Origin of the sequence: Rubidibacter lacunae KORDI 51-2, assembly GCF_000473895.1 — a bacterium.
GTDB classification, from domain to species: domain Bacteria; phylum Cyanobacteriota; class Cyanobacteriia; order Cyanobacteriales; family Rubidibacteraceae; genus Rubidibacter; species Rubidibacter lacunae.
Genome location: NZ_ASSJ01000017.1, coordinates 100,569 through 126,140, shown reverse-complemented (window position 1 = coordinate 126,140; position 25,572 = coordinate 100,569). Strand labels below are relative to the sequence as shown.

Here is a 25,572-nt window from a genome sequence, read left to right as displayed (position 1 = left end):
TGGATTATTCACGAAGATTTTGAAGAAGCCTCAAACTCTTGCTCTGACTACGCTCCATTTACGTGTATAAAAACGCACTGTCATTGAGCGAAAAAGTCTGCAAGCCCTTCACGGAAAAAGGTTCAGGGTCTCCGCATAAGAGTTCATGAATAATCCAAGCTAGAGCCCAGAACGTAGACTGGCGGAGTAATCCCGGCTGAGGTACTCGTCACTCCCGGGCTTCCGCAACCGGGATTCATCCCACTTCTCCGGATCGCTAATGCTGAGAAACAGCGGTTTCCGATCGCGCTATTTCCGGGTTAGAGTGCAGATGCGTTCGGGTGCTGGAGAGCAAACCCGACATCTATCTGCCCGAGATATCTGAATGGGTAAGCCAGTGAGGGGATTTGAACCCCTGACCGCTCGATTACGAATCGAGTGCTCTACCACTGAGCTACACTGGCGTGCGGATATCAATGATAGTGCAGGCTTCACTAAATGCCAAGCTGCGAAAGCAACGCCTTGCGAGATCGCTTGTCGGCCGCAAGCTAACTGCACCTGGACTAGCGCACAAAACGTTGCCTATCTGATTGCTGCAGTCGCTGGTGTCCGTCCGACAGTTCGATCGGGACCGAACTGGGTGTTGCTCGCTGCTAAGCACGCGCGTGGAGGGTTTGAAATGCCTCAACAAGGCTGACAGCGCGGCTGACACTCTCAGGGAGGATAACGATCAACTCTTTCGGTTTTGCTTCCTTAAGGCTGATTTCAATTGCTCGCGTCTCGTCAAGAACGGTCTCGAAGCGGCATTTGGAATTGGTTTTTTGAATGCCCGCAACAATACAGTCGGCGGCATTGCCGCGCGCGCGACCGCGCGTGTCGTCGTCTTCTTTGACGATGATGTAATCGAAAAAGCCAGCCGACAGCTCTCCAAGTAATGCGAGGTCTTCGTCACGGCGATCGCCCGGACCGCCAACAACACCGACGCGATTGCCATCCCAGTTGCGGATGAAACCACCGAGGGCTTCGTAGCTAGCTGGGTTGTGAGCATAGTCGATCAATACGTGAAAGTCGCCCATGTCAAACAAGTTCATGCGCCCCGGCGTTTGGGCCGCGGACGGATTGAATGTACGCAGTCCCTTGCGAATCGACTCTAAATCAGCCCCCAACGAGTAGGTGGCCGCCACCGCTGCCAGCGCGTTGGCGATCATAAACGGCGCCTTGCCCTTGAGGGTCACCGGCAGGTCTTCGGCAAATTCCAACTGATGGGACTCCTGACCGTCGTGGAGGGTTAGGTAGCCCCCTTCATAGACCGCTACCAAGCCGCCGCCTGCTATGTGGGTTTTGACCGTCTCATTTTTTGCATCCATGGAGAAGTACGCGACCTTGCCGGGGACGCGCTCGGCCATGGATAGGACACGCGGGTCGTCGGCATTGAGTACTGCCGTGCCTTCAGGTGCGACTACCTCAGCAACCACGCTTTTTACTCGCGCCATCTGATCGATGGTGTTGATACCGTCGAGCCCCAAGTGGTCCGCTGCCACGTTTAGCACCACACCGACTTCGCAGACTTCAAAGGCCAGTCCCGAGCGCAAAATGCCGCCGCGCGCAGTTTCCAGCACGGCAACGTCCACGGTGGGGTCGCGTAAAATAACACCCGCACTTTGCGGTCCGGTCGTGTCACCTTTCTCAACTAAGCGACCGTCAATGTAGATACCGTCGGTGGTGGTGTAGCCGACCGTCCGACCCGTTTGTGCCATGATGTGTGCGCTCAGGCGGGTGGTCGTAGTTTTGCCGTTGGTACCCGTAATGGCCAAGATCGGGATGCGGCTGGTAGTTCCGGGCGGGAACAACATGTCCATGACTGGGGCGGCGACGTTGCGCGACGTCCCTTCGCTGGGCGACACGTGCATGCGGAAGCCGGGAGCGGCATTGACTTCTACGACCACGCCATCTGCATCGCGCAGGGGACGCGTGATGTCCGTTGTGACTAAATCGATGCCTGCGATATCCAACCCGATGGTTCTGGCGGCGCGCTCGGCCAGCCAGACATTGTCCGGGTGAATGTCATCGGTGCGATCGACCGCAATGCCTCCGGTACTGAGGTTAGCCGTTGCCCGCAAATAGGCAACTTTGCCATCGTGCAGCACGGTATTGAGCGCGAGCCCTTGACGCTCTAGCAACGCAATTGCCGCGCGATCGATTTTGATTCGTGTCAATACGTTGTCGTGCCCTTCACCCCGACGGGGGTCGCGGTTGGCGCGCTCGACTAATTCCTCAATAGTCAAGCGCCCGTTGCCCAACACGCGAGCGGGAATGCGTTCGGATACGGCAACGACTTTGCCGTCCACGACTAAAACGCGGTGGTCGCGCCCGCGATAGAAACGTTCCACAATGACCGTGCGGGATTTCGATGCTGCACTTGCCGTGTCGTAGGCTGCCACGGCGTCCTCTGCAGAGGTGATATCAAGGGTGATGCCGCGTCCGTGGTTGCCGTCGAGGGGCTTGATCGCGATCGGATAGCCCCCCACGTCCTCGACCGCCGCTTCTAAGTCATCGAGGTACTGAATTGTCACGCCCCGCGGAACGGGAATGCCCGCATCTTGAAGAATTCGCTTGGTTCCTTCTTTGTCGCAAGCCAACTCGACCGCTAAAAGGCTGGAGCGATCGCTCAGTGTGGCTTGCAAACGGCGCTGGCACGCCCCATAGCCGAGCTGGATCATTGCACGAGCCGACAGCTGCATCCAGGGAATTTCGCGCGCCTCGGCTTCGCCGACAAGGGCTTCGGTGCTGGGTCCGAGCGCTGAGCTGTTGGCAAGGTCTCGCAGGTCTTCGAGGTCCTTGTCAAGCTCGTCCTGCGGGTATCGCCCGGCGTCGATAATGCTTTGACACAAGCGCACGGCGGCGCGACCGGCATAGCGACCGACTTGTTCGTCGCGGTACTGAAACACGACGTTGTAAACGCCTGGTTTTTCGGATTCGCGCGTGCGTCCGAACCCGACGTTCTTGCCTACCAGCACCTGCAGTTCTAATGCCACGTGTTCGACAACGTGACCCATGAGCGTGCCCTCGCGCAGGCGCATCAGGAACCCCCCCCGACAACCCGGCGAGCAAAAGTGTTCGTCCAGGCTCGGTAATACGTCGAGCAATCCGTCGTAAAGCCCCGGGATCTGGTTGGAGGGCGTTTCAGCCAGGTCTTCGAGATCGAGGCGCATCAAAATCAACTTATGGTGGCGGATGCTCCAATAGTTCGGTCCGCGCAGGGTCTGGGTGCGAAGGATCTTCATGGCAGCGTTTCGGAGGAACGGCCGGACTCGAACGGCAAGGCAGATGATAGTGAGGATGGAAAGACGCGAGGGGCGACTGCGAAAATTCCGTAGGGTTGGAAGCGGACGAATTGCCGGTGAACTAAGTCGCGCAGCAATTCCTGAGTGTCGCCCTCGGGGATCGGGCGCGACTGTTCGCGGCGAACATTTCTGGTCCGCGATATCCGTGCGGGTCGCTCACGATAGGGGCTGGCGGGTGCGCAAATGGTAGCGATTGCCGTGGCAGAGGACGTGCAACCGCAGGTCGTGCAAGCTCAGCGGGTCGCTGGTTCCGACGCGATCGCAGTTGTTCCCCGAAAGTTTAGCAGGGTCGACGATGGTGACCGTTCCGCGCCCGACGACTTCAATACTGCTATCGTGCTCCACCACGGCACAAGTGTCTTCATCGATGCCGATACCGATTCGATCTGGATGCATGGAGAGCGCGCTGAGCAGGCGGGCGAAGCGATTGCGGTTGTGGAAGTGCTGGTCGACGATTGCCTCGGGAATGATGCCCAATCCCGTTGCCATGTCCACCAGCGCGCGATTCGGACTCTCGCCACTGCTGCCGCCAGCTATCATGTGGTGTCCCATTACTGCAGCCCCCGCACTCGTCCCGGCTAGCGTTACTTCGCCGCGCTGCACGCGCAGGCGCAGGCGCTCCATCAAAGGAGTATCGGCTAGTAGCGCGCACAGGCGTAATTGGTCTCCCCCCGTCAGGAAGGTACCCGTGCAGGTTTCCACAAACTTCATGTAGCGGTCGTCCTCGCACTGGTCGCGATCGCGAATGTCGAGAACTTCGAGTTGCCGGACGCCCATGTTTGTAAAAATACTGCGGTAACGCTCCCCAATAATCGTCGGTTCGCGCGATGCCGAGGGGACGATTGCGATCCTTGCAGCGTTCCCACCTGCCCGCCGCCAAAACGTCCGCAAGATCTCGCGACCGTGAACCTTGTCTTCTGCGCCGCCGATGACGAGAATGGCGGACGTAGTGGGAGGCGATACTGGCGTTTGGGTCGGTTGGGTCTCGATGTGCAGCATTTAGATCGCTCTTGACAACAAACGATTCTTGGACAGTCCGTCCTAGCGGCCTCAACCTCGGCTACAGCTGTCGATCTGTATCTACCCCTGCTTGCTATGCCTGCAGACGGTACATACTTTCAAGAACGGGGAAGTGCTCCCCTCGCCACGGGTAACAGGGTAACCTTTGCGGCTTTGAGGCAAAGGGGATCGCCGAAGCAGTAAATGCGGAGATCGGGCGGCTAGAAGCTTCACAAAATTCTTATAATTATACATGTGCTTTTCCGCGTGTTCCCCGTTCCCCGATCGTCTTGCCGCTAGCTATCTGCGGTCGATCGACGATAGCCCTGCGATCGACAGCGGTGTCACTCGCAACTCCGAGCCACAGTCCGTCGCTGATTAGTTTGTGAGGCAGTGGCCGCTAATTTCGCTCGTTGCCAAGGTGCAAGATTCTTTGCGTATTGACGTTGTTACCTTATTTCCAGATTTTTTTGTATCGCCACTGCAATCCGGCTTGCTCGGCAAGGCTTTGTATAAGCAAATTGCCCGCGTAGAACTCTTAAATCCGCGCGACTTTGCAACTGACAAGCACCAGCGCGTCGATGACGAACCTTATGGAGGCGGTGTCGGCATGTTGCTCAAACCCGAGCCGCTATTCGCAGCGGTTGAGTCGCTGCCGACTATCCCCCAACGCGAGGTTATCTTACTGACACCGCAAGGGGAACCGCTGACGCAACCGCTACTGAAAGAGCTAACCGCGCGCGCGCAGCTTGTTTTAGTATGCGGCCACTACGAAGGAGTAGACGAGCGCGTTCGCGAACATTTAGTGACGCGCGAGATTTCTTTGGGAGACTTCGTGCTCACGTGTGGAGAGATTCCTGCACTCGCGCTGATCAACGGTATCGTGCGCTTGCTCCCAGGAACGGTCGGCAAGGTGCAGTCGCTCAAAAGCGAGAGCTTCGAGGAGGGACTGCTCGACTACCCGCAGTACACGAAACCCGCTGTGTTTCGCGGGTGGGAAGTGCCCGATGTGCTGCGTTCCGGACACCACGGCGCGATCGCTCGCTGGCGCAAGGAGGAGCAGGTCGCCCGTACTCAATTGCGCCGCCCGGATTTGTGGGCAGATTATTTTCGGCGTACGAATGAGGAGTTGCAGTCACCCACTTAGCACTGAAAGGGTAAGCGATCGCCCGCTAAGATCTTTTTGAGCGATGCGTTAAGCGGTCCTGCCGCACTGATGGCGCATCCCGTTCGCGGGAACCAATAGCCAAGTATTTTTCAGGAGTAGCGATGACCTCGGCCGCCGCGTCCAGACCTGCCAGCCTAGATCGCATCGTCCGACGTTTCCAACGCCACAGCGATCCCAAGCAGCGCTACCGGCAGTTGCTGGCATATGCTCAGCGTTTGGACGATTTGCCCGCAGAAGATCGGGTTCCGGAAAATAAAGTGTCCGGTTGCGTGTCACAGGTATACGTGACCGCAGTGCTAGAGGATGGCAAGGTCATGTATAGCGGCACATCAGACGCGCAACTCGTGAAAGGGTTGCTGGCGTTACTCGTGTCGGGTCTCAACGGGCTGACGCCGCAGGAAATTGTTCAGGTCACGCCGGACTTCATCGAGGAAACTGGGTTGCAGGTGAGCCTGACGCCGTCGCGAGCCAATGGGTTCTACAACATTTTCCGGATGATGCAAAACAAAGCACTAGCGCTGCAGGCAATCGCCCGAGCGTAGGGGCCTACCATCGGACGCGGCCGGATGAGACGGGTGACACGTCCAAAGCGCTTCCAGAAGATGCCGACCGACGCGATCGCCCCTACGAGAAAGCCTCCGACAGCCCTAACGTCTGAGGCTCGCTAGCGTCTCAAAAATTTTATTGAGCGAGCGGTTCATCTCCGCCTCTACCACCTTGTGCCAACGACGAAGCTTAAGGATACTGAAGCAATCAGCCAGTGGGGTTAGATCCACAATGGTTTTGAACTCTCGAAAGAGCCTGAACACCTATCAAACAGGGTAATGCAACCCTAATTTTTTTGATTCTCTAGCTTAGAACTTAGGACTCTAGAAGTTCGGAAACATAGCATATGAAAAAATCCGTGGGTATATTATCCTAACCGGATACCAAAAGCCCCACCTTATTAGCTTGGAGGGGTTTGGTTATTCTGAGTCATTCCCCGGACTTGTTGTGAGGGGCTGGTTTGAAAACTTTAAGCCTGAAACGCGAGCGCATCGTGACTTCCTTTCTGAAAGTTGTCTAGACGTTCCCTGCTTTTGCCCTATTGCCATCCATCTGATTGCGCTTTATCTGTTTTTAAACCCTCAAGTCTTTATAATTCTTTGGCAAGTCATACCAATTTTCACAATTCCTACGACAGATGAGGCAAACAATTCCTAGGAGTCAAGGATCCCAATCTGCCATCTGTCGCGGAACTTCCTAGAGTTGGTATCACATGTAGAACCTGTCATCGTACAGAGCCAAATTGTCTGCCGGAGTCGGGTTTCGGGTGCTCTTAGCTACCAAAACCACTAGTGCTGAAACTCCTTCAGGTGGCATCTGGCGCGAACTGATGACGTAATCTAGTCGACTAGCAGGATTTCCGCTCGATCGCGAAGATCCAAATCCCAGTAAGCGAACTTCCAGTCGCGATCGCGTATCGCCACCGCACCGATGTAGCTGTTGCCGAGCGCCAACTCCTGTAAGGTCCAGTTGTCCGCGCCCAGAAGCTGGGCTTGCCCGATCGGCGAGCTGAGATCGACTTCTACTTGTTCGATCGCCCCACGCAACCCAGCTCCCGTAGCTTTGAGATAGGCTTCCTTCGCCGTCCACAGCCGCAGGAAGTCCCGATCGAGTCGCGTTCCGGCAAGTGCGGCGATCGCGTCGGCTTCCCTTGGGGAGAAGAAGCGGCGGGCGAGCCGATCGGCGTTCGGGCGCGACCGCAGCTGCTCCACGTCTATACCGATCGCTCGACAGGTAGGTGGGGCGATCGCATAAAGCGCTAGCTCGTGGGAGTGCGAGAGGTTGAACTGTAGTGCGTCAGCGGGCTCGGCGAGATAGGGTTTGCCTCGATCGCCGTACCCGAACTGTATAGCCGCCGGATGGCATTTAAGGTAGCGCCCGAGCAGGTAACGCAAGATACCGCGAGCGATCGCGAATCGGCGCTGCAAGGGTTCTCCGCGCAGGCGATCGCGTCGTTTTCGTTCGTTCGGTGACAGGAGGGCGTTACAAGCAGCTAGTTCGGCAGGCGATCGCGTCAGGCCAACGCGCCACAGGTGAATGTTGTCGGGCGCGATCGCTCGCGTTGTGGTGGGGGTGGGCGATTGCCAGTTTGCCGTTGCCGTCAAGCGGGAACTCATGCAACCGGCAGGTCGAATAGCACGGTCGTTATGTAGGTTTCTGCCCACTCGACGCCGAAGGCTTTTTCAAGGACGCGACGCGTTTTGTCATTTTGCTGCTGCTGTAGGCAATAGCGCTGTTGGCCGGCAAAGTTGGTGCGGCGTTGGTCGGGCGTTCCCGGTTCCGATCTCGAAGCTTGAGTGCAGTGAATCTCCAGCAGCGAGCGCACGCGCTGCAGAAATCTTGCTTCCTCTTGGGGACCGGCAGGGCGAACGAAGACACAAAACTCCGAGAAGATGTCACCCCACGGGGGCAGTTCGCGCGGTTGGGAGAAGATTTCAGGGGGCAAATGTTGCAAAGCGTCGCGGTAGGCCGTCGGCAAGGCGCGATCGTCGCTCACCGGGGACAGGTCCGCGACCGCTGCACCGATTTGACCGCGAGCGCCCACCAAGTCGCAGCCGAACATTGGCAATGGGTACTCCGGGCGCGGAAACATCACGCAGTGCAAAATATCCAGCATTTGTCCGACCTGAGCCAACTCCAGGTGTAATTTGCGAAACTGCGATGTCTGGAAGCAGCGGTTTTCAATAGTCAGGCGATCGCCGTCCAGCCGACCTTCCACGTAACCGAGGTCGCCAGGCAGCTCGTAGGGTGCTAGCTCCAGATGTTCGCGCCAGATTGCCTCAATCGCGTCGGCAAGGCTGCGAATCAGCGGATGCTGCTGGCTGCGGAGCGACAAGGACGGGGTTTCCACCATGTTGATGAGAGCGGGTTTTTCTTCGGGGTTTTTCTTGAGGATATACTGGCTGGATGTACTGCCGTTGGCACGGGCAACGGACTGTTACGGTTGGCTAGATTACCGCAGGGACAGGAGAACGCACATGTTTGGGTTGGGTTGGGCAGAAGTCGCAATTGTTGGCGTCGTTGCCCTGCTGATTTTCGGTCCGAAGAAGATTCCGGAAATGGGCAGCGCCCTGGGCAAAACGCTGCGTGGTTTTAAAGAGGAAATCAACGAACCGTCTGCGGCCGATCGCGCTGATGACGAGGAGGTCTGACGAGGAGATGTAGTAGCAGCGTCGGTCGGGTAGTCGGGCGCGGTTGCTATGGATTGGCTGGTGCCGTTCGTGGAATCGGCGGCACCTGAGCTCGATCGGCCTTGCCTCGAAGCATCGGGGGGTCATCCTGACAAGAGGCGTGCCTGAGGCAACACGCTATACGAGGAAGGGGTTGCGCCTACTTGCTGTTAGAAATTAAATTACATTCTACTGATGAGCTCCGTCTTGGCTTACTTGCGGACCCAGGCGATCGCCACGCAGTAAATCGATATGTTCCAGCCACCCGGGATGGTTTCCACCAGCTCGATTCGAACAACAGAAGGAGCGCGCCAAGGATGTGCTGCGGCCCTCCGACTCGGCGATCTCGAGGCGAACGCTCTCTTCCAGCACTATCAACCAAGCGGCGATCGCGTGGCCGCCCCTGCTTGAGGGTCGCGCAGCTTGTGTTTGACCGAGAACTCGGAGCCGCTAGCTAACTGCACTAAAATCCCACGACGAAGGTGGAGAGCGGGCGCGATCGGAGCTTGCAATCACCGCCCCGTCCCCGGGGCAGATGTGCCCGCGCTCCGCCTGAGTTGCGATTCGGATCTTCAATAGGTATAAAGCATACGGGCTTCACATGCGATTTTTTTGAATTTTTCGATCGTTACTGCCAGGAACCTTTACCCCTTTCGGATGCTGCCGAATTTCTCGCCAAGCGAGCTGAGTTGGTCTCCTGCACTGAAAGGGTTGCCATTCGACAACGTCCGTCGCCGTCTGGAAGCCGAGCCTAATGGTTTAAAGCGGGGGCGATCGCGGATTGCCGTGGTGCTGATGACCCTGGCGCGAGAACCCCTAACGTTCCTGAGCGAGATGATGTACTTGCAGAACTTGTCCGGTCCGATCGACACGCCCTCCCCCCAATCGCGAACGATGATGCAATCCCGCCCTTATCGCAGCAATGGCACTTGCTAATAACCGACGTAGGGCACGATGTGCTGGTCTGGAGCGCGTATTGGCTAAGCCTTGGCACGCGCGATCGCCTTCAAAGCTGTGGGGATTGCAGGACTGGGATTCCTTGGCTTTAGAATGAGCGGACCCAGATGCCGATTCGGATGCAATAGCAAGGTGGGTTAACGATCTTCGAGGGCTGTGCGACCGCTTTTGGTTAGGCGAAAAACCAAAAAGTACAACAGTGATAACCCGTAGAAAAAGAGCCCGATGCCGCCGATGAAGCCCAGAAAACCCGGCGTCTGGTTCGGGTGCAACATTTGTTTGTAAAGCAGCGGGGCCTCGCGCCACACCTGGCAGTAGGGTGACGCGAGCTCAGAACCGAAAATGCAGTTTGCGAAGGGTAGGGTGATGGCCGCGCCAAGCAGACAGTAAAGCGTTACCGCCCAGCGCCATGCCGTCAGTGCCAGCTTCAGCGGGCGCGGTGGCTGGTCGTCGATTTCCTCGTTCAGATCGACCCAGAACCACAGGGAAATCGGAATGAAGATGCGTGCCAGCAACCCAGTCAAAAATCCAATCCGCCAGCCCGGGATCAATAGGTACACCGAAATTGCCAGCAGACTAGCCACACGCCAATAAACCAGCATTAGGCTCTGCATGGCGATCGCGTTTCGAATTAGCGACCAAAGCAGCAGTACCAGAGGCAAGATGACGGTAAACAACACCGCCAGCCGGTAATCCGCCCATACGAGCGGACGGAACCACAAATCCCCCATAACACGAGCCTCAAATGCGTTCCCTTCTGCACGGTTTTTGATTGTAACCCCTGGCTTGGGGCTGCCGCTCCCATCGACGGCAGCGACCGACACTGACGTCGGACATTGGTGGGGTTCGGTTGCGCAACCCCACGCGATTCGGAAGCAAAAAAAGGACGACTGCAAGTCGTCCCTTCCATCTCCCAAAAAAATTAGAAATTTGGAGTCGTCCGCCACGCACTAATCGTCGTAAACGCGACACTCTGCTGCATCGGGGTTGTCGTCGCAGTATGCTTCGAGTGAATTCTTCTTCGGCTCTTCGCGCTGGTGCGATGCTTCAGCTTGTAGCTCCTCGACGTTATCCCAAGCAACCGCACAGTTTTGCGAATCTGCTCCGTCTGATTCGCAGACAGCACGCGCAGTCTTCAGTTCTTCCTCAATACGTTCGCGGATGTCAGTCATGTTTAACCCTCACGCTTCTGGCTTAAGTTGCTTAAACATCTACAGCAAGATATCGAAGTTATCCTACTCGATCCAGATGGAGGCGGACAGTTTGCGGGCCGCTCCACCGTCTACCTGCTGTGAGTTAACTTATCTCTCACACTAGCGTTCGGACCAACAGATCTGTCGAGTGTTGAGAGCCGATCGCGCCAGTTCGATTCGCCGGGCAGTGATTCGGTTTTATTCCACATCACTTCCCATGGCGCATCTGTCCGGTCGTATTCCGCGTATTGTGCAATTCTTCTCGATTTCTTAAGGTTTTTTCATGCTGCCGTACTGGCTCGTACGGGCACGTCGGAACCTACTCCCGAGAATCTTAGGGACGCACCGCAATCCAGACTGGGTTTGGAGATCGCTCTCCATCGCCAACCCTTTAGCTGTTTCCAGGTTTTCTCAGTTGCACAACGCACCTAGTGAAACAACCTGGGAATGAGGCTTACGTAAACAATAATTTAGCGCTGGCGGAGCTTTCGGGGGACGAACAGTGCGGCGAGGGCAGTGAAACCCACGCCGGTCCCGAACAGGAGGTCCTGTCGATGGAGGGCAAGATTTCGAAAATCTTTCTCCGTGCCTTCCCAAGCTCATTAGAGCAATAACAATCCTCATTAAGCCCCGGTTAATGCGTTAATTGAGGCGTTTCCCAACTGAGAGGCTGATTGCGACCGGAGTTCAATCGTCGGGGTATCCGGCTTCTTCACAACAGAGGTTTCAGCGATTGACTCCCTCAAACTCACGTCCCAAGAGTCCATCAGCACCAAATGCCCGCCCGCAAATGGATGGATTCGTGTAGAGAATCGATGATAGTTGCGGTCGTGTCGCCCCCAGCTTCAGCTCGGAGCCTAGGGATTGAGTACGGTTGGCGGTTTGCCACCATGGCTAATGTTTGCTGCGTTATGGAGGCGGTAGGGCAATCTTGCGAACTTCTGTCCACTCTGCAGCTGTCAGCGGTTGTTCAACGAGCTCGACGCCAAGACACTCGCGAGCCGCATTTTTTAACGTGCAGATGATGCGATTTCGAGGCAGCGAAGCGATCGGCGATCGCGGGGGGATCGTCTCGAACACTTGCTTCCATAGTTCGGGTGAAATCTCCAGGCGCATCGAACCATGTTGCAAAATAGCTTCGCCTTGACGCAACTGTGCGCTACCGATCAGTTTGTACCCATCTGCCGTTGTTAGGTCGGCACCCGTTGCCGTGGCGAAACAATTTGGGACGCTAGTGTATTCGCGTCCGGTTTCGCCGTAGCTCAACTTCACCCCGAGCGATCGCCAGCCGCGCACTAAAAACTCGCACAGTATCGCGTACGCCTCCCAACGTTTACCCGCAACGCCGGTTGTCGCGATCGCGTAGGTCAAGTCGCCTGCATGAAGGACGGCCCGTCCTCCGGTAGGTCGGCGGAGCAAATCGAATGCGCCCGTTGCTGACAACGCGTGCCAGCGAGCCGGGAAGCGCCGTTGGTGATAGCCCAAAGACAGTGCGGGTGGCGACCAAGCGTAAAATCGCAAGCACGAGGGACCGCCAGCCCGACAGCGTTGTAGCATCCAGAGATCGACTGCCATCTGCAACGCCCCCGGAGCCTCCAGAAACGGCAAAACGCGCCAAGTCGGGGATTTGTTAGGAGCCGGCGCGATCGGACGCACCAAACTCGGCCTGAAGAGATTCGTCGTGCTCGTCGGCAATCGAGGCAACTAGAGCGATCGCGCGAGCGATCTCTCCGGGCGACAGGTCGGCAACAGAGCGGTTGCTCAACACAACGATATCTTCGTTGAAAATGCCGAAGCGCGTCTCGAAGGTTGCGCTCCAGTTCATCTCCAATAATTTTCGGAGCAGGCGAGGGTCGTCGTTAGCGGGTAGATCCATCACCTTCGACCACGCTAGAAACAGGTCGTCATCTGTTTCGCCGGTTAACTGAACGTACACTTCAACTGTCCCGTACCGAAAACGCCAAAGTCTCGAACCGTCCTCGTTGCGATGGACCATCGCTGAGTTGTCCTGGTCCAGACTGTAGATGACCGTTTCGATCGCCTCGGCATGGGTGGCAAAGGTTTCGGGATCGAGTTCGGCAGCCGTCGCACTGTCTGCTGCTGAAGGGGAGTCTGCCGACAAAGCTTGCTGGGTCGTCATACCGGGTTCCGCCTGCGTCGTTTCGCAGCAATTCTAACCCACTCCCTCACCGGCTTTACGACCTTAGCGGTGCTAGTGCCGCCGATGACGTGCCGAGGATTCTCTCGATCCGTCTGTGCGACGCGATCGTGCAGGGTTGAACCCTGCAGAATCTGAAAGACCCCCCTCTAAGTCAACCAGCCCCGCAAGCGTCGGGCAACCTGGGGGCGGCGGAGCTTCCGCATGGCTTTGCTTTGGATTTGTCGCACGCGCTCGCGTGAGAGGTTGAACATCGTGCCTACTTCTTCGAGCGTGTGGGGCTGACAGGTAGTAAGTCCGTAGCGCATGGCGATGACGTCACGCTCGCGCTCGGTGAGGACTTCGTCAAGGACGGCTGACACTTCCTGGCTCATCATCGCCTCATTCATCTGCTCTTCTGGGAGGCGCAGCTCGTGATCTTCGAGCAACTCCAGCAGTTCGGTATCTTCCCCTTTCCCAACACGGTGGTTGAGCGACAGCGACTGGCGGCGCATTTGGAGCAGTTGGCGCAATTGTACCGGCGTCAATTCGAGCTCGTCCGCCAGTTCTTGCTCGCTGGGGTTGCGCTGCAGGTTCTGCTTGAGGGTCCGCTGAGCTTTTTTGAGCTTATTGAGCTTCTCGACAATGTGAATGGGCAAGCGAATTGTCCGCGCGTCGTTGGCGATCGTCCGCGTGATGGCTTGGCGAATCCACCAATAGGCATAGGTCGAAAACTTATAACCTTTGTTGGGATCGAACTTCTCAGTCGCGCGGTTGAGGCCGATCGCACCCTCTTGAATCAGATCCAAAAACGGTACGCCGCGATTCAGGTAGCGCTTGGCGATGGACACAACGAGGCGCAAGTTCGAGCGAATCATCTTGTGCTTAGCCTTGCGACCGCGATACAAGCATCGATCCAGTGCCTTCGGAGCGATCGCCAAAGACTTCGCCAGCTCGGTCTTACTCGGGATGCGGCCGAGCTGCTCGCACAAGTCCAGCCGATGCTGCTCGATATCGACCATCTGCTTGACGCTCTGAGCCAGCTCCACCTCTTCATCCGGCTTCAGTAGGGGATAGCGCGCCATCTCTTTAAAAAACGCGCCGACAGTGTCATCGTCCTTGCCATAGCTGCCCGAGCGACCTAAACCGATATCGTTAGAAAAATTTGCATCTACAAGCGTGACCCCCTCGGCAGTCTCACCACTCTGGGGGATAGCGTCGAGGGGATTAAGGTTATCAATTGCAGTATCGATTTGGCTCGCTTCAGTTGCGCTCATAGGTCGATGTAATTTATCTCTAGTTACTTGATAACGTCGTAACGCTAATGGTTTTAAGACGATCGCGTTGTAGCTCAGGAAACAGTAGCACTATGGCAGGTGTCTGATGGAGTTGCGAAACCCGCCACACCAGCGAGAAGGTTCGCGAATAGCGTCGCGGTAGGGTCTCAGTAGCTTGCCCATCGCACGCTAGAGTATCACTTACCAATTCTGTTGAAATGTTTCTGTAGCCACGATCGCCAAACATCGAGCCGGGCGATAGGTAATGGCTGCAGCTCAGTGGTATAAATGTTTTCCATTAGCTTTAGAATCACATACAATTTTGAATTTTTGTATCCCCCAGCGGTAGTACGTAACGCCCCAACCGATAGTCCCCGACTGCCCGCAGCGATCCTCGCGGCAATGGGTCTGCCCAGCTCGATTTGTTTGGCGGGCTCGATAACATCGGTTGTTAATGCGCGATCGCGGGGGTGATGCCGATGGCAGAGTTCCCAGGTGGAACGTCAGCGGCTGCTGGGCGGGGAGGGGCCGCTGGAGCAGCAGGAGCTGGTGAAGCGGAGCAATGGGTGGACGTGTTGGTCAATTGCCCGGAGTTGCAAGGTTTACTGACCTATCGCTTGCCACCAGGCGCGCAGGTTCGACCGGGCGACGTGCTGAGCGTACCCCTGCGCGATCGTCTGACGGGCGGGATTGCCGTGCGCTTGAGTAACACCCTGCCGCCAGAGTTGGACCCGCAGCGCATCCGCGCGATCGACGACACCATTGCTTCGGGTTTTTTCTCGCCGACCTATTGGACGCTATTAGAGCGAGTAGCGGAATACTACCGCGTGCCGCTGGCGAGCGCGATCGAACTTGCGCTGCCACCGGGACTGTTGAGACAGTCGCAACGACGGGTGCGGCTGCGGCGCGAAGCGGTCGCGACGGTGGATGACTCGGACTGTAGCGAGCCAGCGCGGGCGGTGTTGGCACTCTTGCGATCGCAGAAAGACAACGACTACAGCGCGCGCTACGTGCAGCAGCAAGTCAAGAGCGGACGGCTTGGGATGCGGGAGCTCCAACAGCGGGGTTGGTTGGAAAGTTATCTGGAGCCGCCACAACTGCCGCGACCGAAGCAGCAACAGGCCGTGCTGTGGCTGAACGATCGCGCCGAGCTGACGCCCCGACAGAGCGAGGTGCTCGAGGTGTTGCGCCGTGCAGGCGGGCAGATGTGGCTGAGCGCGTTGCTGAGGACTTGCTGCACTAGTACGTCTACAGTGACGGCGCTGGCGCGCAAGGGCTGCGTGTCGGTGCGATCGCAAGAAGTCTTGCGCCGCGACGACGGACCGGCGGTACCGCGAGATCGCCCGAAGGACTTAACACCGGCCCAAGCACGGGCGCTGGCAGCAATCGCGGCTGCCGAGGGATCTGTGGAGGTGTTGCTGCACGGGGTGACTGGCTCCGGGAAAACGGAGGTGTACTTGCAGGCGATCGCGCCGGTATTGGCACAGGGAAAATCGGCACTAGTTTTGGTGCCGGAGATAGGGCTAACGCCGCAGCTGCTCGATCGCTTCCGGGCGCGGTTTGGGGAACAGGTGCGTACCTATCACAGCGGTCTCTCGGAGGGCGAACGCTACGACACATGGCGGCAGCTGCTGGTCGGGACGCCGCAGGTGGCGATCGGGACGCGATCTGCGGTCTTCGTCCCCTTGCCAAACCTGGGGGCGATCGTACTGGACGAGGAGCACGACACCAGCTTCAAACAAACGCGACCGGCTCCCACCTATCACGCACGCACCGTGGCGCGCTGGCGGGCGGAGGCAGCGGGTTGCCCGCTGATTTTGGGATCGGCAACACCAGCACTGACGACTTGGCACGACAGTTGCATTGTTGGGGCAGAGGATCCGGCGCGGCTCTACCTCTCGTTGCCCGAGCGCGTACAAGCGCGATCGTTTCCGGCAGTGGAGGTTGTCGATATGACGCAGGAGCTGGAGCGAGGCAATCGCTCTCTTTTCAGTCACGCGTTACAAGGGGCTATGCGAACGCTGCGCGATCGCGATCGTCGGGGAATTTTGTTCGTACCGCGTCGCTGTCACAGCACATTTGTTTCGTGTCGGAGCTGCGGACACGTAATGATGTGTCCGCAGTGCGACGTATCGCTGTCGTATCACTTCGCAGCTGCTGGGGGAGCGAGTCCGGCTGTTGGAAAGTCGATAGCCACAGGATTGGTGTCAGACGATTTCGATGGTATGGGTCCGGAACGGGCGCGCGCTCGCCTGCGCTGCCATTACTGCAATTTCTCTCAAGCGCAGCCGCCGCGTTGCCCGGCATGCGAGTCGCCGTTTTTGAAGCATTTTGGTAGCGGCACGCAGCGGGTTGTCCGTGAAGTGGCGACGTTATTTCCTCATTTGCGCTGCTTGCGGTTCGATAGCGACACGACGCGGACCAAGGGCGCGCATCGCACATTGCTGGAGCAATTCGCGCGCGGCGAGGCAGACTTGCTGGTCGGGACGCAGATGCTGACCAAGGGGCTAGATTTGCCTCAGGTCGCATTGGTGGCAGCGATCGCGGCAGATGGGTTACTATTCCGCTCGGACTTTGCAGCAGCAGAGCGAGCCTTCCAAACGCTGACACAGGTGGTGGGGCGAACGGGGCGTGGCGAAGAACCGGGTCGAGCAATCGTGCAAACCTACGTGCCCGAGCATCCTGTTGTGCAGGCGGTCCGCGATCGCGCTTACAAGCGGTTTGCTCTGGCGGAACTGGAGCAACGAAAAGCGTTGCGCTATCCGCCCTTCGGGCAGTTAGTGTTGCTGCAACTGAGCGGTGTCGAGGTTGCAGCCGTTGCTAAGGCAGCTGCCACGGTGGCGGCTGAATGCGATCGCGTCAATATCTTCAACGGGTACGAAGTGTTGGGTCCGGCACCGGCAGCAGTGGAGCGCATCGCTCGGCGCTATCGCTGGCAAGTATTGCTGAAGGTGCGCGATCGCCAAGCCTTGCCCGACTTGCAACCATTACGCGCGTGTTGTCCGACAGATGTGAGTTTGACGATCGATGTCGACCCGTTGGATTTTGGTTGAGGCGATCGCCTAATGAGAATTACGAGGAATGCATGAGCTGGGGAAGCATACACAGCTCCAGAGCCACTCGTACCAAGTTGATAAATTTGAGTAACGGATGCTAGAAGTAGCGGCAAGGACCCGAGGAAACTCTGGTGAGAGGGGAAACTCTCATCAGAAGAGTCACAGACGTTGAAATTCGCGAAAGGACCGTGGAACGCTATAGGCACCGCTTCCTAAAGAAAAGCATCCGTTAGTTAAAAGTGCATTGCCATCCTAAGTGCAAGGGTGACTCGATCGCGACGCCACTGAGACCTAGTGAGACATCTGAATAGTTGCCTTTGGACATACTCCCGCGTTGGGCGCGCGCCTGCACGGGAACTTGCTGCAGCACTCAGAAAGGGCAGCTTATACAAGCAGGCGGCAGATACTTGCCAATCGGGGATGCGCTCAACTAGTTGCGAGCTGACCAATCAAATCTGCACAGCGTCATTGTGAAGAGATGGGATTTTCCCAATGGCGGCGGCGGGCGAACTGGATTGACTCATACCAACTCTAGGAAGTGCTGCGACAAATGGCAGCTCGGGAACTTTTACTCCCGGGGCTCGCTTACACAATCTGTCCTAGGCATTCTGCAAATTGGTATCAAATGGAATGGCAAGGTTCTCCAACAAGAAGCTCGCCAGCGCAGAATTATCAAAAGCCAGTGCCACCCTGGGCGTCACTCGGACGCGCGCCTGTGCTCGAGGAGTGAGAGCGAAAAAGAGTATGCCGGAACCCCATCGAACTTAGTGAATCTAGATTGCGCCGCCTTTCCGATGCTGGCAATGTCGAATCGAACGTAAATTCACCGTAATTTCCGCACTCCTCCCCACTCAGCTTCTCTTCACTCCAAATTGCTGCAGGATCGCAAATGCGCGCCAGCTTGGTGACCGTTCGCGCGCGATCCCTTTGGCGAATGCTCGCTCCAAGGTGTTGGTCTATTCTGCGATCGCGCGCGAAAAAACGCTGGCAATATCAGTACCAATAAATTTTCAGAATTTCTCAGATTTTCAATAGGGCAACGAGACCTTGCTTGAGATCCTGTCCGCATGGGGGATTCGCCGCCCGCGACCTCAGAAAATCGCGCTAGAATCTGGCTAGAGAAAGAACGCTCGAGCCCAGCCCGCGACACCGCAGTAATGGTTAAGGCACGATCTCACCTATAAAGTTGCAGCCTCCGCAGCAACACCGGCAACTGCGCTCCCAGGGCGGTTGCGATTCCCGTCTCCAGACGTTCCATGCCGGGCGTTATCTGGAGCATGCGAGAGAATTTGAGAACAGCGCGATATGGGATTGGCGAGCCTGGGCGGCAATCAACTGGCCGCAGATAAGAAATCTAGCAAGCAACGCAATAAACTCCTGCCTGCCGCACTGATCGTTTTGGCGGGGTCTGCGGCAATTGCGGTTGCGGCGCTCCACAGGAGTTCGGGACCTTCAGCCGACAAATTAGTCGTTTGGGCTCAGGAGCGTTACCACCAGCAGGATTATTCTGCGGCAATCGCGACCTGGACCCAGGCGATCGAGCTGCGGCCAGATCGCGCGGCGACGTATTTCGATCGCGGTGTTGCCTACGCCGAGTTGGGCGACTTCGAACGCGCCCTCGCCGACTTCGACGCCGCTCTCGACCTCAATCCTCAACTCGTGTTTGCCTATAACAACCGAGGGCTCGTCCACCGCCAACTCGGTCAGCCCGAAGCCGCGATTGTGGACTTCACTGCCGCGATCGAGCGCAATGTCAATGACGTTTTCGCTTACAGCAACCGCGGGCTGATTTATCAAGAACTCGGGCAAATGAGTTTGGCACTTGCGGACTTCGATCGCGCGATCGCCCTACAGCCGGACTACGCTGAGGCTTACTACAATCGCGGGATCGCTCTTGCCGAACTCGGAGATATTGACGGAGCAGTGGACGATTTTCGACGGGCAGCTGAACGCTTTCAGCAGCGCGGCGACACGATTTTCTTCGAGGAAACGGTGGAGATCATTCGATTGCTGCGCGAGAGATTTCCGGACAAGCAGCAACTCGAAGTTTCTGTTGAGTAGGTTTGGTCTGCCCGAACATTCCATTGTGCTGGTAAGCTCGCTTTTATAGCAGTAGCCAATTCAGACAAGACAGCTCGCTTTTTCTAACAATGGCCTCTGGGAAGGAGGTTGTCTCAACCAGAGTGAAAATTGCCATCCCACAGACACTGCCAACGAACGTCAAAGCGGCAACGCGAATATCAATTTTTTTTTCGACGGTGTCTGGCGCACGACCGGGGGAACCATGAAGTTTTGCCTGCATGCATGAGGTCAACATTTATACCGTGTTTTGAACTCGGCAAGGGAGCGCCAACCCAGTTCCTTACTGCATCCGAAGATACGGGACAACGGCGTTCTTGCGCGTGGCGATCGCCATCTGGGGTGTGTCAGAATGCTCCAAAATACCCTTAGGTGTGTATCTAGAGAGGCTATCCATGAGCGATCGATCGCCGATTCCCGTCGTCGTCAACGGCGCGGCCGGCAAGATGGGGCGCGAAGTCGTCAAGGCGATCGCCCAGGCCGAGGACATGATGTTAGTGGGGGCGGTGGATCTCGCACCCAGTGTTCTCGGGCAGGATTCAGGTGAAGTAGCAGGTTGCGGTCCGCTTGAAGTGCCGATCTTGAACGACTTGCAAGGCACGCTCGTGCTGGCAACACAGCAGCCGATCCAAGGCGTGATGGTGGATTTCACTCACCCCGACGGCGTTTTTGAAAATGTCCGTGCTGCCCTTGCCTATGGCGTCCGTCCGGTCGTCGGTACAACCGGCCTGAGCGACGAGCAGTTGTCCGAACTCAGCGACTTTGCCGAGAAAGCCAGCACGGGCGCGATCGTGGCTCCGAACTTCTCCATCGGCGTTGTTTTAATGCAGGAAGCTGCAGTCCGCGCCGCATGTTATTTCGATCATATCGAGATCGTCGAGCTGCACCACGATCGCAAAGCCGACGCGCCGAGCGGAACGGCGATCAAAACCGCACAAATGCTCTCTGGTTTTGGAAAGACCTACAATCCCTCTGTCGTCAACGAACGCGAAATTCTACCCGGCGCTCGCGGGGCGCTCGCTGGCGACAACGTGCGGCTCCACAGCGTACGCTTGCCCGGATTGATTGCCCATCAAGAAATCATCATCGGGGCACCGGGACAAATTTATACCTTACGTCACGACACGACCGATCGTGCGGCCTTCATGCCCGGGGTATTGCTATCGATTCGCAAGGTTACGGAGCTAAAGTCACTCGTCTACGGCCTCGAGAAGTTGCTTTGAGCAACTCCAGGAACTAACCCGAACGACCCTTCCGTTCGGGTTTTCGGGTGTTGCAATTGCCACATTTGTTGCTACCCGCGCAAATCCCGCGCGTTACTGCAACCTTCGCAACGACCGCCATACCAGATACTGAGTTTGATTTTGAGGACTACCGTCCCGCGATCGCTTGTTCGCCCTTTGTCCGCCCAGCCGCCCAGTGCCGCTCATGCTCGTACCGCTGACCCGTGCCAAATTTGAGGAACTCGTTCCGCTAACGGCAACTGCCGTGCAGTACCGCCACTACTGGGGCGATTGGACGGATTTATTGCGTCGTCTGTTGATTGCCTTCGTAACGGTATTGATCCTGCTGATAGTTGGGAAGGTTATGTTCGAACCCGGTGGGGACGGCGCGCTGTCGATTTTTATTTTTGTAGCCGGGCTCTACTGGCTGTGGGCACCAGTCGCACAAGCAACGTGGCGTAATTCCGAATTTCGGCGGATACCGTATTGCGGTTTCTGGCGCGGGCGCGTTATGGATGCGTTCGTGACGGAGGAGTTGATTGGCGTTGAGGAAACCGTCGACGAACAAGGCAATCTCGTCATCGTCGAGAACCGCGAACGCTGTATCAACCTCGAAGTCGGCGACGAGTCCGGATTTTCAACTCAACTTCAAGCTCCTTTGCGTCGCGAGCACAAGCTCATCCGGCGCGGTCAGGATGCTGAAATGTTACTGCTGTCTTCGCGATCCGATCTCAGCCGCATTGTCAAGCACACCGATGTTTATTTGCCTGAAATCCCCCTGTGGGTGGGCGATTACCCGCAGCTGCAGCATCTCTCGTTCGAGCAAGTGAGTGCAGATCTTGCGGAAGAGTTTCCCCCGCGCGATACACGGCGGGCCGCCCGCCGCCGCCGCTCGGCTCGCAATTCCTACGCTCGCTAGCATTTCCCGCGACAGCATTGGTCGAGGGAGTAGACAAACGCGATCGCCTCGGGACGGGGATCCCCGGCGGGCCGTGCGACGGTACAATCGGCAGAGTCCGATCCCGAATCGCATCTGCAGCCGACTGCCCGTTTCGAGACCACCCGACCGCGGGGTGTTGGCAGGCGATCGGGGGCACTCGGGCACGAGCAGACGCAACGCGGAGGAAACTAGGCTGTGGCTAAGAAAACGCTAGCAAACTTAACCGAATCGGACTTGGCGGGCAAGCGCGTGCTCGTTCGGGTCGATTTCAACGTCCCTACTGACGACACCGGTAAGATCGCTGACGATACGCGCATCCGCGCCGCTCTGCCGACGATTCAAGACCTGATCAAAAAGCAAGCTAAGGTCATTTTGTGCAGCCACATGGGCCGTCCCAAGGGCAAGGTCAAGGAAGATCTGCGCCTGACGCCCGTAGCCGTTCGCTTGAGCGAATTGCTCGGTCAAGACGTGGTCAAGTGTGACGACTGCATTGGTGCCGACGTGGCAGCAAAAGTGGGCGCGCTTCAAAACGGGCAGGTAGCGCTGCTGGAGAACCTCCGCTTCCACAATGAAGAGGAAGCCAACGATCCCGAGTTTGCCAAGCAACTGGCAGCCAACGCAGACGTATACGTAAACGATGCCTTTGGAACAGCACACCGGGCTCACGCCTCTACTGAAGGTGTCACCCAATATCTCAGCCCCAGTGTCGGCGGCTATCTGATCGAAAAAGAGCTGACGTTCCTCAAAGGTGCAATCGACGATCCTCAGCGTCCGCTGGCGGCGATCGTCGGTGGCTCCAAGGTGTCTAGCAAAATCGGCGTTATCGAAACGCTGTTGGATAAAGTAGACAAACTGCTGCTCGGCGGCGGCATGATCTTCACCTTTTACAAAGCTCGCGGCATTAGCGTCGGCAAGTCTTTGGTTGAGGAAGACAAGCTCGAACTCGCCAAGTCTTTGGAAATCAAAGCCAAGGAGCGCGGCGTCGCGCTGCTGCTGCCGACGGATGTGGCGATCTCCGATAACTTTTCTGCCGATGCCAACGCCAAAACCGTTGCGGTCGAAAATATCCCTGATGGCTGGATGGGTCTAGATATCGGTCCCGCCTCGATCGAGGCGTTCCAAGCCGGGCTTGCCGACTGCAAAGCTGTCATTTGGAACGGACCGATGGGCGTGTTCGAGTTCGATCGGTTTGCAAAGGGTACGGAGGCGATCGCCCGCACGTTGTCCGAGCTCACCGGCCAGGGCGTAACGACGATCATCGGCGGCGGCGACTCGGTTGCAGCAGTCGAGAAAGTCGGCGTAGCGGACAAGATGAGCCACATCTCCACTGGCGGCGGCGCCAGTTTGGAGCTGCTCGAAGGCAAGGAACTGCCCGGCATCGTCGCTCTCGACGAAGTATAAGCACGCTTCGGTTGCAGGGCGCGATCGCTTGCTGCCAACCTCACTCCCGCCCTCTCCTTCATAAGCAAGGAGAGGGCCAAGAGATTAAGGAGATGGCCAGGAAATTAACAAGCGAATGTTTTTCATGTCACCCAGAGGCAGATGGTGCTCCAGAGAAGATCCAGGTTCAACGGATGAAGCACCCGAAAATAGGCGGTTGGTAACTCCCCTAATCTCGGTCGGCAAAGTCACCATGTATCCTCGGTGCCGACAGCTCAGCCATCTCGTCGACCCTTAAGCGGACTGACGCTCAGACTCCAGTCCAGCCAATGCGGAGAGCATTTGCGTTAAACCTTTCAACTGACATTTATCTCAGACGAAAGGCACTGATGGATCTCCAACTATTAGGTCAACTTACGTTTTAAGGTAACTCTCGGTTGCTATATCAAAGAGTAACTTTAGGTCTGAAGGGTCAGGGCCCTGGGTTCGAGTCTACCGTGATGCAAAGGGAGGATGTATCAAGAGCGCGCCTGTCTAAGGGAACAGGTTCTAAATGCGGCGTCAGAGGCACACCTCGAATGCTTCATAGGTGGACGACCCAGAGTCAAACTGCCACTAAACTTAGTTGCCATCAACCCCATACATTGCAAAGACAGCGGCAACGAAACCGAGATCGGTGACAATTCTCCCACTCTCAACCCTGCAAAAGAGACGGCAAAATTAAATGAACTAAAAATAACATGTTCAAAAAATATTTCGACAGCCTCCGCATCGACTGAGTCGAAGAACTACTATCCGTGCCGCTTACAAGTACCGCTCATTACGAATTCCTCGATCCGATCGTCGATCGACTCTAGTATAGTACTCTAGCTCCTCTCCGATTGGGGTTTTTAAGTAATTATCCTGGAGATATTTCTGGAAATAGTAGTCATTTAAAAGTAGCTCTTTGAAGCGCCCAATCAACACTTGTTCTGGCTTGTATTCTTCTAATATTCTTATGATTTCTTTGCTGTCAAGAGAGCCGACTGAGATACGTTTCTGAGAAAAAACAGCTGTTTCTGGTGGTAGCAATAATCCTGCGTAGAAAGCATAGATCGGTCGATCTGTGAGAAGCCAACTCCGATCTACACCCTTCGGGTATTCCCGAAGACGGGAAACAATTTCTGCATCTATTGGTTGTTCGCAGAACGAGTGTTGATAAACAACTGAACGGTGAATTTCGAGTGATATGCTATAAATTGTCAGCAAAACAGTAAGGGACGCTAGAACATTGAACAAGTATCCATAAAGCCGGTCCGATTTAGATGTCACGATTGTACTTCTGTCATTATTGCTGGCTGCAAATCTATTTGCGATGTAGTTCGAAATCATGACGGTTGAATGATAAACTGCCATTGCCGCCAGCCAAGACATCGGGATTGCAAGTAACGTGTAGTAATGCAATCGAACGGGATAATGATTGTAGAAAGTAACTAGGAAGCCTAGGATCCAAACGATAGGAACTAACGTAAATAGCTTCCACGAACGAACGGCGAAAAAACACCCTAATCCGGCAAGAATATATAAATAGTAATCATTCAACCATCCCTTGCGGAGCATAAAGAAAAGCGTTTTATGTTGATACCCAAGAACCTCTCGTGCAGAAACGTGTGTTGCTACTAGCTGATCGTAGCTATTGAGCGATTGAGAGGTCAAGCTGATAAATATGTAAGTCGAGAGTACTAGCAAGAAAAATTGCAACAGCTGCGATAGTGACTTTCTGTCTACCTGGATTCGGAAGTTCCTCCCAAGTGGAAGTACTAAAATAAGAATAATTGGCATCAGGAAAGATACAAATAGCTTCGTCTGAAGAGAAAGTGCCAACACGAAACCAGCAGCCAGCCTTCTAGTTTGCTGACCTTTGTGTGTAAACGCAGAGTGACTTGAAACAAGTAAATAAACCACGAACAACATCAGGGCAATGGCCGGCAGTCCGATCATAACCGAGACACTTAAATCAACAAATTGATATGAATTTATCAGAAATAATGCGCCAAAAAATGCAGACATCCGACCGAATTGCAGTCGTATTAATTGATAAAAAGAAAAGATCGATAAGAAACTGAGTGCCCACGTCATCAGCCGCGCGCTGACAAGGGTATTTCCGAACAGTGACATCCAGAATGACAGGGCGATTGTAAAAACTGGGGGTTGGTCGTTCCAAATATCTTGATAGAGTGCAAAACCTTGTCCATATAACACTGCCTTCATTAAGTTGATGCCTTCATCGGTGTTGAATTCACAATCTGCTGCTATCGGTGCCAACAGTAGAATTGACCCAGCTAGGAGTAAAGGAATGATAAAGTCGATATAAGAGAACTGCGTTCCCAAAATGAGTTTGCGGATGCGATTTGGATTCATTATGAATGTTTCTCCTTAGAAGCCGTTTGAAAAGTCGAGCTGCGCGAAATTGGGCATAGGCTTCGCGACGAGAAATTAGGATTTTGTGGGATTTTCTGCGAGTTACTCTGGGGGTTTGATGCCCGGCTGGACCCCTTTTAAATAGCCTCCCAACACCGATCGTGAATTTAGAATTATCTTAGCTCGATTTGGCATTGTTTCCAATTCATCGTGTTTTTAAAGTTT

19 protein-coding genes and 1 tRNA gene are annotated in these 25,572 nt (G+C 55.9%); 9 read left to right on the top strand and 11 right to left on the bottom strand.

The annotated features are described in order from the left end of the window. Positions 1-371: 371 nt before the first annotated feature. The 3 genes from KR51_RS03780 to KR51_RS03770 all read right to left on the bottom strand — a co-directional run bounded on the left by KR51_RS03780 (position 372) and on the right by KR51_RS03770 (position 4,322). Positions 372-443 (bottom strand) — tRNA-Thr (locus KR51_RS03780). A 189-nt stretch (positions 444-632) separates the two neighbouring features. After that, positions 633-3,263 carry a cyanophycin synthetase gene (cphA, locus tag KR51_RS03775; protein WP_022604989.1) on the bottom strand — a complete coding sequence of 877 codons (2,631 nt, stop codon included), beginning with the start codon at positions 3,261-3,263 and terminating at the stop codon, positions 633-635. A 216-nt stretch (positions 3,264-3,479) separates the two neighbouring features. After that, positions 3,480-4,322 carry a cyanophycinase gene (locus KR51_RS03770; RefSeq protein WP_022604987.1) on the bottom strand — a complete coding sequence of 281 codons (843 nt, stop codon included), beginning with the start codon at positions 4,320-4,322 and terminating at the stop codon, positions 3,480-3,482. A 433-nt stretch (positions 4,323-4,755) separates the two neighbouring features. On the opposite strand from KR51_RS03770, the gene trmD reads away from it, so the two are divergent. Together trmD and KR51_RS03760 are read left to right on the top strand one after the other, a co-directional pair. Then, complete coding sequence (gene trmD / locus KR51_RS03765) at positions 4,756-5,469, top strand: tRNA (guanosine(37)-N1)-methyltransferase TrmD (protein WP_022604986.1); 714 nt, start codon at positions 4,756-4,758, stop codon at positions 5,467-5,469. 122 nt (positions 5,470-5,591) lie between these two features. Further along, complete coding sequence (locus KR51_RS03760) at positions 5,592-6,032, top strand: SufE family protein (protein ID WP_022604984.1); 441 nt, start codon at positions 5,592-5,594, stop codon at positions 6,030-6,032. Positions 6,033-6,875: 843 nt separating this feature from the next. Here KR51_RS03760 and KR51_RS03755 read toward each other — a convergent pair. Together KR51_RS03755 and KR51_RS03750 are read right to left on the bottom strand one after the other, a co-directional pair. Further along, positions 6,876-7,652 (bottom strand): 4'-phosphopantetheinyl transferase family protein, encoded by a 777-nt coding sequence (locus KR51_RS03755; protein ID WP_022604982.1) that lies wholly within the window; start codon positions 7,650-7,652, stop codon positions 6,876-6,878. Further along, entirely contained in the window at positions 7,649-8,389 is a 741-nt protein-coding gene (locus KR51_RS03750; RefSeq protein ID WP_022604980.1) for a phycocyanobilin:ferredoxin oxidoreductase, read from the bottom strand. The genes KR51_RS03755 and KR51_RS03750 overlap by 4 nt, the downstream gene beginning before the upstream one ends. A gap of 124 nt (positions 8,390-8,513) precedes the next feature. On the opposite strand from KR51_RS03750, the gene tatA reads away from it, so the two are divergent. Beyond that, positions 8,514-8,687 carry a twin-arginine translocase TatA/TatE family subunit gene (gene tatA / locus KR51_RS03745; protein ID WP_022604977.1) on the top strand — a complete coding sequence of 58 codons (174 nt, stop codon included), beginning with the start codon at positions 8,514-8,516 and terminating at the stop codon, positions 8,685-8,687. Between the two features lie 675 nt (positions 8,688-9,362). After that, positions 9,363-9,641, top strand: coding sequence for a hypothetical protein (locus KR51_RS03740; RefSeq protein WP_040655042.1), 279 nt, complete (start codon positions 9,363-9,365; stop codon positions 9,639-9,641). A gap of 158 nt (positions 9,642-9,799) precedes the next feature. On the opposite strand, the gene KR51_RS03735 is transcribed toward KR51_RS03740, so the two are convergent. From KR51_RS03735 to KR51_RS03710, 5 genes are all read right to left on the bottom strand, one after another. Next, positions 9,800-10,393: a DUF3177 family protein gene (locus KR51_RS03735; protein ID WP_022604976.1), complete on the bottom strand. Its 594-nt coding sequence runs from the start codon at positions 10,391-10,393 to the stop codon at positions 9,800-9,802. A 219-nt stretch (positions 10,394-10,612) separates the two neighbouring features. Further along, the gene (locus KR51_RS03730) at positions 10,613-10,834 is read right to left on the bottom strand and encodes a Calvin cycle protein CP12 (RefSeq protein ID WP_022604974.1); all 222 of its coding nucleotides are present in this window, start codon (positions 10,832-10,834) and stop codon (positions 10,613-10,615) included. A gap of 930 nt (positions 10,835-11,764) precedes the next feature. Further along, positions 11,765-12,430: a lipoate--protein ligase family protein gene (locus KR51_RS03720; protein ID WP_084202385.1), complete on the bottom strand. Its 666-nt coding sequence runs from the start codon at positions 12,428-12,430 to the stop codon at positions 11,765-11,767. Positions 12,431-12,485: 55 nt separating this feature from the next. Continuing rightward, positions 12,486-12,995 (bottom strand): YbjN domain-containing protein, encoded by a 510-nt coding sequence (locus tag KR51_RS03715; protein WP_022604968.1) that lies wholly within the window; start codon positions 12,993-12,995, stop codon positions 12,486-12,488. Between the two features lie 167 nt (positions 12,996-13,162). Next, complete coding sequence (locus KR51_RS03710; RefSeq protein WP_022604966.1) at positions 13,163-14,269, bottom strand: RNA polymerase sigma factor, RpoD/SigA family; 1,107 nt, start codon at positions 14,267-14,269, stop codon at positions 13,163-13,165. Between the two features lie 479 nt (positions 14,270-14,748). Between KR51_RS03710 and priA the strand changes: the two genes are divergently transcribed. The 5 genes from priA (at position 14,749) to KR51_RS03685 (ending at position 22,968) form a co-directional block, all read left to right on the top strand. Beyond that, on the top strand, positions 14,749-17,322 hold the full coding sequence (gene priA, locus KR51_RS03705; RefSeq protein ID WP_022604964.1) for a primosomal protein N': 2,574 nt from the start codon (positions 14,749-14,751) through the stop codon (positions 17,320-17,322). A 1,308-nt stretch (positions 17,323-18,630) separates the two neighbouring features. Further along, complete coding sequence (locus KR51_RS03700) at positions 18,631-19,386, top strand: tetratricopeptide repeat protein (protein WP_022604962.1); 756 nt, start codon at positions 18,631-18,633, stop codon at positions 19,384-19,386. Positions 19,387-19,799: 413 nt separating this feature from the next. After that, positions 19,800-20,627: a 4-hydroxy-tetrahydrodipicolinate reductase gene (gene dapB / locus KR51_RS03695; protein ID WP_022604958.1), complete on the top strand. Its 828-nt coding sequence runs from the start codon at positions 19,800-19,802 to the stop codon at positions 20,625-20,627. A 205-nt stretch (positions 20,628-20,832) separates the two neighbouring features. Continuing rightward, positions 20,833-21,546 (top strand): hypothetical protein, encoded by a 714-nt coding sequence (locus tag KR51_RS03690; RefSeq protein WP_022604956.1) that lies wholly within the window; start codon positions 20,833-20,835, stop codon positions 21,544-21,546. Between the two features lie 216 nt (positions 21,547-21,762). After that, entirely contained in the window at positions 21,763-22,968 is a 1,206-nt protein-coding gene (locus KR51_RS03685; protein WP_022604954.1) for a phosphoglycerate kinase, read from the top strand. 783 nt (positions 22,969-23,751) lie between these two features. Here KR51_RS03685 and KR51_RS03680 read toward each other — a convergent pair. Further along, positions 23,752-25,347: an ArnT family glycosyltransferase gene (locus KR51_RS03680; RefSeq protein WP_022604952.1), complete on the bottom strand. Its 1,596-nt coding sequence runs from the start codon at positions 25,345-25,347 to the stop codon at positions 23,752-23,754. Positions 25,348-25,572 lie beyond the last annotated feature (225 nt).